Below are 13,843 nucleotides of genomic sequence, written 5' to 3' on the forward strand. Positions count from 1 at the left end.
TGTTGCACCCCGCTGATGGCGGGACCATATCAAGCGGCGATGACAATTCAAATCCGCACCACGCTGGACGAGCCCCAGACCGGCGAAGGCTTCGTCCCCCACCGCCCCGCGCGTCCGGAAAAGAGCGAGGGCGGACGGGCGTTCAGGCTGGTTTCCGATTATGAACCCTCGGGCGACCAGCCGACTGCCATAGCCGAACTGGTTGAAACGGCGCTGCAGGGCGAGAAGGACCAGGTGCTGCTGGGCGTGACCGGATCGGGCAAGACCTTCACCATGGCGAAGGTGATCGAGGCATTGCAGCGGCCCGCCCTGGTGCTGGCGCCGAACAAGATCCTGGCCGCGCAGCTTTATGGCGAGTTCAAGAGCTTCTTCCCGGACAATGCCGTCGAATATTTCGTCAGCTATTATGACTATTACCAGCCCGAAGCCTATGTGCCGCGCTCCGACACCTATATCGAAAAGGAGTCGAGCGTGAACGAGGCGATCGACCGGATGCGCCATTCGGCGACCCGCGCGCTGCTGGAGCGGGACGATGTGCTGATCGTCGCGTCGGTCTCCTGCCTCTATGGCATCGGCTCGGTCGAAACCTATTCCGCCATGACCTTTTCGATGAAGAAGGGCCAGATCGAGGACCAGCGGGAGATCATCCGCAAGCTGGTGGCGCTCCAGTACAAGCGCAACGATGCGGCCTTCGCGCGCGGCAATTTTCGCGTGAAGGGCGACAATCTGGAAATTTTCCCGTCGCACTATGAGGATACCGCCTGGCGCGTCAGCTTCTTCGGCAATGAGATAGAGGACATCGTCGAATTCGACCCGCTGACGGGGAAGAAGGTCGCCAGCCTCGATTATGTGAAGGTCTTCCCCAATTCGCACCACGTCACGCCCGGCCCGACGCTCAAGCAGGCGATGGAGGCGATCCGTTTCGAACTCGCCGAGCGGCTGAAGGAACTGCAGGCCGAGGGCAAGCTGCTGGAGGCGCAGCGGCTGGAGCAGCGGACCCATTTCGATCTGGAGATGATCGCCGCCACCGGCTCCTGCGCGGGGATCGAGAATTATTCCCGCTTCCTGACCGGCCGCCTGCCGGGCGAGCCGCCGCCGACCCTGTTCGAATATCTGCCGGAGAATGCGCTGCTGTTCGTCGACGAAAGCCACCAGACCGTGCCCCAGATCGGGGCGATGGCACGGGGCGACCATCGGCGGAAGATCACGCTGGCCGAATATGGCTTTCGCCTGCCGAGCTGCATCGACAACCGGCCGCTCCGCTTCAACGAATGGGACGCGATGCGGCCGCAGACGGTCAGCGTCTCCGCAACGCCAGGCTCGTGGGAGATGGAGCAGACCGGCGGCACCTTCGCCGAACAGGTGATCCGCCCGACCGGCCTCATCGACCCGCCGGTCGAGATCAAGCCGGTGGAGGATCAGGTGGACGACCTGATCCATGAGGCGAAGGAGACGGCGAAGAAGGGCTATCGCACGCTGGTGACGACGCTCACCAAGCGGATGGCCGAAGACCTGACCGAGTTCATGCACGAGGCGGGGATAAAGGTCCGCTACATGCACAGCGACGTCGAGACGCTGGAGCGCATCGAACTGATCCGCGACCTGCGACTGGGCGTCTATGACGTGCTGGTGGGGATCAACCTGCTGCGCGAGGGGCTGGACATTCCCGAATGCGGCCTGGTGGCGATCCTCGATGCCGACAAGGAGGGCTTTCTGCGGTCGGAAACCTCGCTGATCCAGACGATCGGGCGTGCGGCGCGCAATGTCGATGGGCGGGTGATCCTTTATGCGGACAGGGTCACAGGATCGATGGAGCGGGCGCTCAACGAAACCTCGCGCCGTCGCGAAAAGCAGATGGCCTATAATCGGGAACATGGCATCACGCCCACCACGATCAAGCGCAACATCGGCGACATCATCGCCCATGTCGCGTCGAAGGATCAGGTGACGGTGGATACCGGGCTGGAGGACCGCCCCCATCTCGTCGGCCACAATCTGCGCGCCTATATCGAGGATCTGGAAAAGAAGATGCGCGCCGCGGCAGCCGACCTGGAATTCGAGGAGGCCGGGCGCATCCGCGACGAGATCCGCAAGCTGGAGGCGGAGGAGCTGGGCCTCCCTGCCGATCAGCAGGTGGCCGCGCCTCGGGGACGCGCCACCGAGGGCAAGCCGGGAACGCGCAAATTGCGCTATGGAAAGGTGCAGAAGAAGTTCGGACGCTAGAGCGATTTCAAGTTGACCGTCTACGGCCGACGGCTCGGGAAATGCGGTATCAGGAGGTCAGATCATTCGCCGCAGCACGCCATCCTTCAGGATGACATGATGGCGCACGGCCGCCAGCACATGCAGGATCAGCAGTGCCGCCCAGGCAAAGGCCAGAAGCTCATGGGCCTCGCCTGAAATCCCGACGATCGCGTCGCCCTTCGCCACCGCGAATTTCGGCACGTCGAACAGGAAGAACCAGTTCAGGGGTCGGTCGCCGGCGGAGGTCATGATCCATCCGCTCAACGGCACGATCAGCATGAACGCGTAAAAGGCGAAATGCGTGACACGCGCGGTTCCCTTCTCCCACGCCGGCATTTCGGCGGGCAGCGGCGGCGACCTGCGGGTGAGGCGCCACAATATGCGCGCGACGGTCAATGCGAGAACCGTCAGCCCGATCGATTTATGGACGGGCATCACTTTCCATTCCCTGGGCAGCGCATCATGCGCGAAACCCAGGAAGAGGTTGAAGAGGATGAGGATCGCCATGATCCAGTGCAATGCGCGGGCGACGGGACTGTAGCGATCCATCCAATACTCCTGCCTGACCTTTACCCCTGACGATTGGCGACCAGATTATCCACCACCGAAGGATCGGCAAGTGTACTAATGTCTCCCAGCGCCTGCGGGGACACCTCACCCTCCGCGATCTTGCGCAGGATGCGGCGCATGATCTTACCCGACCGGGTCTTGGGCAGGCCGGGGGCGAACTGGATCACGTCGGGCGTCGCGATCGGCCCGATCTCGCTGCGCACCCATTTGACCAGCGCCTGGCGCAGCGCGTCGCTCGCTTCCTCGCCGCTGTTGAGCGTCACATAGGCGTAGATGCCCTGGCCCTTGATGTCGTGCGGAAAGCCCACGACCGCCGCCTCGGCCACCGCTTCGTGCAGCACCAGCGCGCTCTCGACCTCAGCCGTGCCCATGCGGTGCCCGGACACGTTGATGACGTCGTCCACCCGGCCCGTGATCCAATAATAGCCGTCCGCGTCGCGCCGCGCCCCGTCGCCGGTCGTATATTTGCCGGGGAAGGTCGTGAAATAGGTCTGGAAGAAGCGCTCATGATCGCCCCAGACAGTGCGCATCTGCCCCGGCCAGCTCTGCGCGATGACGAGATTGCCCTCCGTCGCGCCGTCCAGCACATGCCCCTCCGCGTCGACGATCTGCGGCACCACGCCCGGCATGGGCAGGGTTGCGGAGCCGGGCTTCAGGTCCGTTGCGCCCGGCATCGGCGCGATCATCGCCCCGCCGGTCTCGGTCTGCCACCATGTGTCGATGATCGGGCAGCGGTCCTCGCCCACGACATGATGGTACCAGCGCCACGCCTCGGGATTGATCGGCTCGCCGACGGTCCCCAGCAGGCGCAGCGACTTGCGGCTGGTGCGGGTCACGAAATCGTCGCCTTCCTTCATCAACGACCGCAGCGCCGTGGGAGCGGTGAAGACGGTCTGCACCTGATGCCGGTCGATGACTTCCCAGATGCGGCTCGGCGTCGGCCAGTTCGGCACGCCCTCATAGATCAGCGTCGTCGCCCCGTTCGCCAGCGGGCCATAGACGATATAGCTGTGCCCCGTGACCCAGCCGATGTCGGCCGCGCACCAGTAGATGTCGCCGGGCCGGTAGTCGAAGCACAGCTCATGCGTCAGGCTGGCCCAAAGCAGATAGCCGCCGGTCGTGTGCAGCACGCCCTTGGGCTTGCCCGTCGATCCGGAGGTATAGAGGATGAACAGCGGATCCTCCGCGTTCATGGGTTCGGGCGGGCAGTCGGCCGACACCCTGGCCGTTTCCTCATGCAGCCACAGGTCGCGGCCTTCCTTCATTTCGATGGCGCCGCCGGTCGCCTGGACCACGATCACCTTGCGGACGCTGGTGCACAGCGTCAGCGCGGCGTCGACATTGGCCTTGAGCGGCACCTTCCTGCCGGCGCGGCAGCCCTCGTCTGAAGTGATCACCAGCGTCGAGTCGCAATCAGTGATCCGTCCCGCCAGCGCCTCGGGCGAAAAACCGCCGAACACGACGCTGTGGACCGCGCCGATGCGGGCGCAGGCGAGCAGGGCGAAGGCGGCCTCCGGGATCATCGGCATATAGACGGTGATCCGGTCGCCCTTCTTCGCGCCCGCCGCCTTCAACGCATTGGCGAAGCGGCACACCGCCTCATGCACCTCGGCATAGGTGAAGCGGCGCGGCAGCGCGTCCGGCGAATCCGGTTCCCAGATGATCGCGGTCTGATCGCCGCGTTCGGCCAGATGCCGGTCGATGCAGTTGGCGCTGACGTTCAGCACGCCGTCGGCAAACCATTTCACGCCGAAATCGGCCTCATCGAAGCTGCTCTCATCGGCTTTGGTGGGAAAGTTCACCCAATCCAGCCGCCCGGCCTGTTCCAGCCAATAGGCATTGGCATCCTCGACCGACCGCGCATAATCGGCCGCGCGGCCCTCCCGGTCGAACAGCGCGGACGCCGCCCACTCTGCAGGAACCGGGAAATAATCGTCAGACATGCGGGCATCCTTCCTCTGCGAAATTCTCGCTTTGGAGGTCCTGGAGCGATTGCCAAGCGACCGGAGCCGATCGCTGGTCAAGAAATCGCGGAAAACCAGGAATCCAGAGCGGCGATCCGATTCAATCGGATCGAAACCCGCTCTAGAGCCAAGGCGCGACGACAGGAAGATGGGATCGTTCTGCGCTCGCCACAGTTTCCACCTTTGTCGGTCGGGATTTAAGCAGGATGATGCTATTTTGCCGCTTTTCGCGCGCGCCCGCCGGGCCTAACAGGAAGGGCATATGTGGCAACTTTTCCAATTTCCGCTCTGCCCCTTTTCTCGCAAGGTCCGCCTGCTGCTCGGTGAAAAGGGGGTGGGCTACGATCTGGCGCGCGAATCCCCCTGGGAGGCGCGCGACGAGTTTCTGGACCTCAATCCGGCCGGCACGACGCCGGTGATGGTGGATCAGGAAAAGGGCGTCACCCTGATCGACAGCCAGGCGATCTGCGAATTTTTCGAGGAGACGGTGGAAAAATTCCCGCTGATCTCCGGCACGGCCGCCGGCCGGGCGGAGGTGCGGCGGCTGACCGCCTTTTTCGACCAGAATTTCTACGGCGACGTGGTTGGCCCGCTGCTGCATGAACGGATGAAGAAGCGGCTGATCGAACGCGCGCCGCCCGATGCCCGCGTCCTGCGGGAGGCGATGAAGCGGGCCAATGTCCACATGGATTATATGGACTATCTGCTCGACCACCGCGCCTGGATGGCGGGCGGCACGCTGAGCCTGGCCGACATCGCCGCCGCCGCGCATCTTTCGGTGGCCGATTATCTGGGCGGCATCGACTGGGCCGGGCATGAGACGGTGAAGCGCTGGTATGCCGGCTTCAAGTCGCGCCCGTCCTTCCGGCCCCTGCTGTCCGAACGGATGGAGGTGATCACCCCGCCGCCCCATTATGAAAAGCCGGATTTCTGAACCCGCAACGCCCCTCCCGTCAGGAGAGGGGGCGACGGTCAATCCATTTCAGCGGCCAGATATACCCGGTTGCGGCCATGTTCCTTGGCCAGATAGAGCGCCCGGTCCGCGGCTTTCAGCGCAGCGCGAGGATCGTCATAGGCCAGCACATTGGCGACCCCGGCGGAAAAGCTGACGCGCTCCATCCGTTCGCCATTGGCGCGGTTGACCAGGCTGCGGGTGGACAGGTCCTGCCGCACATTGTCCACCGCCTCGCACGCCTCGGCCGCCGTCTTGCCACGGAAGAGCATGACGAATTCCTCGCCGCCATGACGCGCGACATGGCATTGTTCGTTGCTCACCTTCGACAGCAATCCGGCCACGAACTTCAGCACCCGGTCGCCGGTGTCATGGCCATGGCTGTCGTTGATCAGCTTGAAATGATCGATGTCGCAAAAGGCGACGGCCAACGGCTGCCTTTCCTTCTGCGCCTGCGCCAGTTCCTCGCGCAGCGTTCCTTCAAAGGCGCGGCGATTGGGCAGGCCGGTCAGATGGTCATGTTCGGCGGCGCGGCGCGCGCTTTCCAGATTGGATTTCAGAAGCTGCGTCTGCTTCTGGTTGTCGCGAAGCTGGCTTTCGACCTGCCGGGTCTTTTCGACCATCGACCGGGTGAGCGCCACCAGGCGGGCCAGCACCGGCTGGCTCTCCGAACCGGCCGAGAGCCCCTTGACCTCTTCCTGCAGCGCGGCGCCATAATCCTTGGCCGAATTGCGCGATTCGGTCATCAGGCCGGTGAATTGCGACAGATTCTCCTCGACCCTGTCGAGCATGGAGGCAAGCGCTTCCGCCGTGACCTCGTCGGTGCGCTGTTCGGCGGCGACATTTTCGACCCAGCCATTGGAGATCTTGCCCTGTTCGGCCAGCACGGCCTTCACGGCCTTCTCCACGCCGATATGGGATCCGGTCAGATAGTCATGCGCCACGCCGAAATTCAGCGGCGTCAGGTCCAGATCATGGGCGAACAGGAAATCGCCTATGTCCTCGTACAGCTTGCGCCGCCGGATGGCTTCCCGGCTGGAAGCGCTGCCATGCCGGGCGCGCTGCGGCTCCTCCGGGACGTCCATGGCTTCGTCGTCGGTCTTGCCGGACAGGCCGCGAGCCCAGCGGGCCAGGCGATCCGTCAGGCCATGTTGCGCGTTTGCGGAAGATGATGCCCCAGTCATGCTCACCAGAACGGCAGGGCGCAAACAAGGTTAAGGACGCGCCAAGCGAAAAAGCGCAAGGCGCTGGCTGACCTCGATTATATGTCCGCGCCGATCAACCAGTCGCGGAAAATCCGCACCGCGCGGGTTTGCAGCGCGCGGGGCCGGCAGACGAAGAAATAGCGATAGGGGCTTTCCACCCGATGTTCCGGAAACAGCCGGACCAGCCGGGAATCCTGCGCTTCATTATAATGGCTGGCATGCATGACGGCGATGCCCAGCCCCTGTGCCGCAGCCTCCAGCATCAACTGGCCGGAATCATAATTGTCGATCGCCAGCGGCTGCAGATCGGGCAGGTGCACCGCCTCCTTCCACGCATCGAACGCCAGCGCCATGTCGCGATGCAGCAGGACCGTGTGATTGGCCAGCTCCTGCGGGGCGGTCAGCGCATTGGGCGTTTCCAGCAACGCCTTGCGGCCGATCAGATAGACTTCGTCATGGTCGAGCTCATGGGCATAAAGCGCCGGATCAATGTCCTTCGCCAGCACGATCGCCGCGTCCAGCCCCTCGCCCAGACGGGCGACGGCATAGGGCGTGGTCTCGATGTCGATGTGAAGCTGCGGATGCCGCTGCCGCAGGGCGCCCAGATGCGGGAACAGCCGCTGCGTCGCGAACAGCGGCATGACGGCCAGTCGCAGTCGCAGCTGGTTGCCGCCGCTCTGGATATTCTCCAGCGCCTGGCTCAGCGAATCAAGCGCCGGGGCGATGTCGTCCAGCAGACGCTGACCATCGGCGTTGATTTCCAGCGCCTGATGCTTGCGGTCGAACAGCGGCCGACCGATGAAGCGTTCCAGCGCCTGGACACGGCGGCTGAGCGCGGGGGTCGAAAGCGCAAGCTCCTCCGCCGCTGCCTTGACCGATCCAAGGCGGGCAACCTGAACAAAGGCCTCCAGGGCCGTAAGGGGCGGCAATCTACGCATAAATCGTCATGTTCATCCGGCCTGTCCGCTGCGACGCGTCATTGCTTATTCTTTAGCGGCGCGCAAACCGGCTCCAAGCATCCTCATTTCAATGAGCAGTAAAAAAGGACTTTTGACAAGATGCAAAAATTGCAACTCCTCGATTCTTTTCGCACTTGCAAAAATACCTGCCGCACTGCACATAGGAAAGGCCTTTCAGGCATCCTCTCCTAAAAACTTTCCGGGCTGGCCTTCGGGCTGGCCCTTTTTTTATTCGTTCCGGGGTTCTCGATGGCCCCTTTCCCTCCGCCCCGACGTTCCCTATCTCGTTTGCCAGCGAACAGAACGGGGAAGTCGAAGTGGCCGACGAAGAAACCGCAGGACGTAGGATACAGGTGGCCAACGCCCGGCCCGAGGACGCGGGAAGGGGCCTTGCGCGCCTTCCGCTGGCGGTGATGACGGAACTCCACCTTGCGGAAGGCGATGTGATCGAGATCGCCGGCAAGCGTTCCACCCCTGCGCGGGTGGTGCGGCCCTATAAGGAGGATGAGGGGCTGGACGTCCTGCGCCTCGACGGGCTTCAGCGCGCCAATGCCGGCGTCGGATCGGGTGATTTCGTCGTCATCGGTAAGATCGATCCCCGGCCTGCCCAGCGCGTCGTGTTCGCGCCTGCACAAAATAATCTGCGGCTGCAGGGCAATCCGGAGGCTTTGAAGCGCGTCTTCTTCCAGCGCCCGCTGACCTCCGGCGATATCGTCGCGACGTCGGGGCAGCAACAGGTGCCGCCCGGCGACATGCCGCCCCAGTTGCGCCAGATGCTGGCCGCGCCGGCCTATGCCTTGCAGGAAATCCGCCTGGTCGTGGTGTCGACCGTCCCCAAGGGCATCGTCCATATCGACGCCGATACGGAGGTGGAGCTGCGCGCCGAATATGAGGAACCGCGCGAATCGCGGCGCGCCGACGTCACCTATGACGATGTCGGCGGCATGGCCGAGGCGATCGACCAGCTGCGCGAGATGGTGGAGCTGCCGCTGCGCTATCCCGAACTGTTCGAGCGACTGGGCGTCGATCCGCCCAAGGGCGTGCTGCTCCATGGTCCGCCGGGCACTGGCAAGACGCGTCTTGCCCGCGCCGTCGCGAATGAATCGGAGGCTGAATTCTTCCTGATCAACGGGCCGGAGATCATGGGTTCGGCCTATGGCGAGTCCGAAAAGCAGCTTCGCGAGATTTTCGAGGCGGCCGCCAAGTCGGTGCCGTCGATCCTGTTCATCGATGAGATCGATTCCATCGCGCCCAAGCGCGGCAGTGTGACCGGGGAAACGGAAAAGCGCCTCGTCGCCCAGTTGCTGACCTTGATGGACGGGCTGGAACCGCGCACCAATCTGGTCGTCATCGCCGCCACCAACCGGCCCGAAGCGATAGATGAGGCGCTGCGCCGGCCCGGCCGTTTCGACCGGGAAATCATCGTCGGCGTGCCGGACGAGCGCGGACGGCGGGAGATTCTGGGCATCCACACCCGCGGCATGCCGCTTGCCGACGGCGTCGACCTGGGCGAACTGGCGCGCATGACCTATGGCTTTGTCGGCGCGGACCTGGCGGCGCTGACCCGCGAGGCGGCGATCGAGACCGTGCGCCGCTTCATGCCCCGGCTCAATCTGGAGGAAGGCACGATCCCCCCCGACGTGCTGGAGGAACTGTCCGTCGCGCGCGACGACTTCATGGCCGCGATCAAGCGGGTCCAGCCTTCCGCCATGCGCGAGGTGATGGTGCAGGCGCCCAATATCGGCTGGGCCGACATTGGTGGCCTGGACGATGCGCAGATGCGCCTCAAGGAAGGGGTGGAGCTGCCGCTCAAGGATCCCGACGCCTTCCGCCGCATCGGCATCCGCCCGGCCAAGGGCTTCCTGCTCTACGGCCCGCCCGGCACCGGCAAGACCCTGTTGGCGAAGGCGGTGGCGCGGGAAGCGCAGGCCAATTTCATCGCCACCAAATCCTCCGACCTGCTCAGCAAATGGTATGGGGAGAGCGAACAGCAGATCGCCCGCCTCTTCGCCCGCGCGCGGCAGGTGGCGCCGACGGTCATCTTCATCGACGAACTGGACAGCCTGGTTCCCGCCCGCGGCGGCGGCCTGGGCGAACCGCAGGTGACGGAGCGGGTGGTGAACACCATCCTGGCCGAGATGGACGGGCTGGAGGAATTGCAGTCCGTCGTCGTCATCGGCGCGACCAATCGGCCGACGCTGATCGATCCAGCGCTGCTGCGGCCGGGCCGGTTCGACGAACTGATCTATGTTCCCGTGCCCGACAAGGCAGGCCGCAAGCGCATCCTGTCCATCCACACGGGCAAGATGCCGCTTGCCGACGATGTCGACCTGGATGTGCTGGCGGAGCGTACGGAGCGGTTCACCGGGGCCGATCTGGAGGATCTGGTCCGCCGCGCCGGCCTGGTCGCCTTGCGCCAGTCCCTGTCGGTCGACCGGGTCACCCAGGCGCATTTCGAGGCCGCGCTGGAGGACACCCGCGCCTCCGTCACGCCCGAAATGGAACGCGAATATGAGCAGATCCAGGCGACGCTGAAGCAGAGCGTGATGCAGATCGATCCCATCGGCTTCGTATCGCCCGGCATGTTGCGGACGCGAACCAGGGATTGAGAGGTGCAATATGTTCCCGCGACGGCCGGTCCGGGAACATATTGTCGCGCCAGGTCAGGTCATGTTTTTGGCCCGGCGGCCTGCCTTACCCTCTGGCCTATTTGTCTTTCCCCGGCGAAGTCGCTTGCATGGCCGTGCGATTTTTGCGAGTCGGACAGGCAAGGCAGACAGGCGAGAATGAATGGCCTCCATCCCTTTGAAGAAAAAGAACCGGGCCGTTTCCGGAAAACCATCCTCCACCTTCCTGGGTCAATGGAGCATGTTCCTCCGGCAGTTCATCAAGCATCCCGGCATGATCGGATCGGTCATCCCGTCTTCGCGGATGTTGGTCGACAGCATGCTGGAGGGCGTGGACTGGCAACGGACACGGCTGTTCGTGGAATATGGTCCGGGCGTCGGGACGTTCACGCGTCCCATTCTCGACCGGTTGCATCCGGACGCGACCCTGTTGGCGATCGACCTCAACCTCGACTTCGTCGCCTATCTGGAGGCGGAGATCGACGATCCCCGGCTGCGCATCGTCCATGGCTCGGCCGCTGACGTCCGTCGCTTCATCAAGGAGGCGGGCTATGCCCAGGCGGACTATGTCCTGTCCGGCATTCCCTTCTCTACCCTGCCCGAAGGCGTGGGGGAGGCGATCTGCGCCGAAACCCGATCGGTGCTGAAAACCGGCGGGGCTTTTCTGGTCTATCAATATTCCGGCTATATGCGGCGGCTGCTGTCGCCGCTGTTCGATGAGACCGTCGACCGGGTGGAGTGGCGCAACATTCCGCCTTGCCGGATGTTCACGGCAGTGAAGCGCGAAATCCTGGCGCAGGTGGCCTGACTTCCCTGTCATCCTGTTGAATCTGCATCGGGATTTTTATCGTCCGGCAGGTTTGATCCCCTATTTGGGGTATGCGCCTCGCGGAGTTGATCACTAAGCGCCGGCACAGGCAGACCTTCTGCCTCCGGCGGCCGGGTCATATTGCGACCCGTGGCCCGGTTGCCGGCTATGCGCGCCCGATTGTTGTCGCATCGTCACAGCACAGGGTTCGCCCCTCCACGTGATGAAGCGCTCTCCGCTTTGCGTGCAACGATGGTTTCGCTTCGACCGGCTTTCATGATAAGGCCCGGCGCATAACACGGCGAGATAGTTCATGAACGACCTGACCCAGACCCCCGAAATGCTGATCGCGATGATGGGCGCCCGCGCCCGCGTGGCGGCGGCTCAGCTTTCCACCGCCAGCGACGCGCAGAAGATCGACGCGCTGCGCCGCGCTGCGCAGGCCCTGCGGGACCAGGCGCCGCAGATCATCGCCGCCAATGCCCGCGACATGGAAAATGCCGCCGCCAACGGCCTGTCGCCCGCCATGCTCGACCGGCTGAAACTGGACGAGGATCGCGTCCTTGCGACCGCGGCCGGCGTGGAACAGGTGGCGACGCTGGACAATCCGCTCGGCAGCGTGATCGACAGGCAGGTTCGCCCCAATGGCATGGAACTTTCGCGCGTCCGTGTGCCGCTGGGCGTGATCGGCATCATCTATGAAAGCCGCCCCAATGTGACCGCCGATGCCGCCGCGCTCTGCCTGCGTGCGGGCAATGCCGTGATCCTGCGCGGCGGCAGCGAGGCGAAGGAAAGCAACCGCGCCATCCACGCCGCGATGGTCGAGGGGATCGCCGCCGCCGGCCTGTCCGCCGATGCCGTGCAACTGGTCCCCACCACGGATCGCGCCGCCGTGGGCGCGCTGCTGAAAGCCGCGGAGTTCATCGACCTGATCGTCCCCCGGGGCGGCAAGAGCCTGGTCGCCCGCGTGCAGGAGGAGGCGCGCGTGCCCGTGCTCGCCCATCTCGACGGCATCAACCACAGCTATGTCGACGGCGCGGCCGATCCGGACATGGCGCAGAAGCTGGTGGTGAACGCCAAGATGCGCCGCACCGGCATTTGCGGCGCGACCGAGACGGTGCTGATCGACAGGGCCTATGCCCAGGCGCCCGCCATCGTGAAGGCGCTGCTCGACGCCAAATGTGAAGTACGCGGCGACGAAGCCGTGCAGGCGATGGACAGCCGGGTTGCGGCGGCCGCGGACGAGGATTGGGACACCGAATATCTCGACGCCATCGTCTCGGTGCGGGTGGTGGACGGGCTCGATGAGGCGCTCGCCCATATCGCCGCCCATGCCAGCCACCATACCGACGCCATCATCACGCAGGATGCCGAAAGGGCCGAGCGCTTCCTGAACGCGGTCGACAGCGCGATCGTGATGTGGAACGCCTCCACCCAGTTCGCGGACGGCGGCGAATTCGGCTTGGGCGCGGAAATCGGCATTTCGACCGGGCGGCTCCATGCAAGGGGTCCGGTCGCGCTGGAAGGTCTCACCACCTATAAATGGCTGGTGCGCGGAACCGGCCAGACCCGGCCGTAATAAGTGTCGTGCTCCTGCGGAGGCAGGAGCCCAGTCCCGCCCTCCGTGGATTATCGGACGGCCTGAATTGATCTCCTGCCTCCGCAGAAGCACATCGCGCCAGGCTCAGCCCTTCACTGCGCCGTCGATCGCCTTCAGCGTCTCCAGCATCGACCCGACCCACTCGATCGGCAGCATCACCGGCCCGTCCGAAGGGGCATGGTCCGGGTCATCATGCGCCTCGGCAAAGATCGCGGCGATCCCCGCCGCCACGGCGCTGCGCGCCAGCACCGGCGCAAATTCCCGCTGCCCGCCCGATGCCGAACCCAGCCCGCCCGGCTGCTGCACCGAATGGGTCGCGTCGAACACCACCGGATAGCCCGTCTGCGCCATGACCGGCAACGCGCGCATGTCGCTGACCAGCGTGTTATAGCCAAAGCTCGCCCCCCGCTCGGTCAGCAGGATCCGTTCGTTCCCGGTCGAGGCGACCTTCTGCGCCACGGCCGCCATGTCCCAGGGCGCAAGGAACTGCCCCTTCTTCACATTGACGACGGCGCCGGTCCGCCCGGCCGCCAGCAGCAGATCGGTCTGGCGGCACAGAAAGGCGGGGATCTGGAGTATGTCCACCGCCTGCGCCGCCGCCTCCACCTGTCCGGCCTCATGCACATCGGTCAGCACGGGGCAGCCGAAAGCCGCCTTCACCTCCGCCAGGATCGCCAGCCCCGCATCGATCCCGACGCCACGCTGCCCCGACACGGATGTCCGGTTCGCCTTGTCGAAGGAGGATTTGAAGATGAACGGCACGCCCTTCTGCGCGGCGATGCCCGACAGCCGTTCCGCCATCATCATCGCGTGATCGCGGCTCTCGATCTGGCAGGGACCGGAAATCAGGACGAAGGGCAGGTCGTTGCCGACGGTAACCGGCCCGATCAAAACATGCTTGGCTGTCATCATGG

The 13,843-nt window shown here is 64.4% G+C and carries 10 protein-coding genes; 5 read left to right on the forward strand and 5 right to left on the reverse strand.

All coding sequences use genetic code 11. The annotated features are described in order from the left end of the window. The first annotated feature begins 39 nt into the window (after positions 1–39). Entirely contained in the window at positions 40–2,223 is a 2,184-nt protein-coding gene (gene uvrB, locus MRBLMC3_RS16900; protein ID WP_363830675.1) for an excinuclease ABC subunit UvrB, read from the forward strand. A gap of 57 nt (positions 2,224–2,280) precedes the next feature. Here uvrB and MRBLMC3_RS16905 read toward each other — a convergent pair whose 3' ends face one another. Together MRBLMC3_RS16905 and acs are read right to left on the reverse strand one after the other, a co-directional pair. After that, positions 2,281–2,793 carry a cytochrome b gene (locus MRBLMC3_RS16905; protein WP_363738653.1) on the reverse strand — a complete coding sequence of 171 codons (513 nt, stop codon included), beginning with the start codon at positions 2,791–2,793 and terminating at the stop codon, positions 2,281–2,283. Positions 2,794–2,813: 20 nt separating this feature from the next. Then, positions 2,814–4,757 (reverse strand): acetate--CoA ligase, encoded by a 1,944-nt coding sequence (gene acs, locus MRBLMC3_RS16910; RefSeq protein ID WP_363830678.1) that lies wholly within the window; start codon positions 4,755–4,757, stop codon positions 2,814–2,816. A 283-nt stretch (positions 4,758–5,040) separates the two neighbouring features. Here acs and MRBLMC3_RS16915 point away from each other — a divergent pair, with 283 nt between their 5' ends. Beyond that, positions 5,041–5,712, forward strand: coding sequence for a glutathione S-transferase family protein (locus tag MRBLMC3_RS16915; RefSeq protein ID WP_133652694.1), 672 nt, complete (start codon positions 5,041–5,043; stop codon positions 5,710–5,712). Between the two features lie 38 nt (positions 5,713–5,750). On the opposite strand, the gene MRBLMC3_RS16920 is transcribed toward MRBLMC3_RS16915, so the two are convergent. Then, a complete protein-coding gene (locus MRBLMC3_RS16920) occupies positions 5,751–6,914 on the reverse strand; it encodes a GGDEF domain-containing protein (protein ID WP_363738957.1) in 1,164 nt (387 codons plus the stop codon). 77 nt (positions 6,915–6,991) lie between these two features. Beyond that, positions 6,992–7,873: a LysR substrate-binding domain-containing protein gene (locus MRBLMC3_RS16925; protein WP_363738657.1), complete on the reverse strand. Its 882-nt coding sequence runs from the start codon at positions 7,871–7,873 to the stop codon at positions 6,992–6,994. Between the two features lie 338 nt (positions 7,874–8,211). Between MRBLMC3_RS16925 and MRBLMC3_RS16930 the strand changes: the two genes are divergently transcribed. The 3 genes from MRBLMC3_RS16930 (at position 8,212) to MRBLMC3_RS16940 (ending at position 12,908) form a co-directional block, all read left to right on the forward strand. Next, positions 8,212–10,503, forward strand: a complete 2,292-nt coding sequence (locus MRBLMC3_RS16930; RefSeq protein ID WP_363738659.1) for a CDC48 family AAA ATPase — start codon at positions 8,212–8,214, stop codon at positions 10,501–10,503. 181 nt (positions 10,504–10,684) lie between these two features. After that, positions 10,685–11,329 (forward strand): class I SAM-dependent methyltransferase, encoded by a 645-nt coding sequence (locus MRBLMC3_RS16935; protein WP_363738660.1) that lies wholly within the window; start codon positions 10,685–10,687, stop codon positions 11,327–11,329. Between the two features lie 313 nt (positions 11,330–11,642). Beyond that, the gene (locus MRBLMC3_RS16940; protein WP_363738662.1) at positions 11,643–12,908 is read left to right on the forward strand and encodes a glutamate-5-semialdehyde dehydrogenase; all 1,266 of its coding nucleotides are present in this window, start codon (positions 11,643–11,645) and stop codon (positions 12,906–12,908) included. A 105-nt stretch (positions 12,909–13,013) separates the two neighbouring features. Here the strand turns inward: MRBLMC3_RS16940 and kdsA are convergent, their stop codons facing one another. Continuing rightward, complete coding sequence (kdsA, locus tag MRBLMC3_RS16945; protein ID WP_363830681.1) at positions 13,014–13,841, reverse strand: 3-deoxy-8-phosphooctulonate synthase; 828 nt, start codon at positions 13,839–13,841, stop codon at positions 13,014–13,016. Positions 13,842–13,843 lie beyond the last annotated feature (2 nt).

This window comes from Sphingobium sp. LMC3-1-1.1 (assembly GCF_040676285.1).
GTDB lineage: Bacteria > Pseudomonadota > Alphaproteobacteria > Sphingomonadales > Sphingomonadaceae > Sphingobium.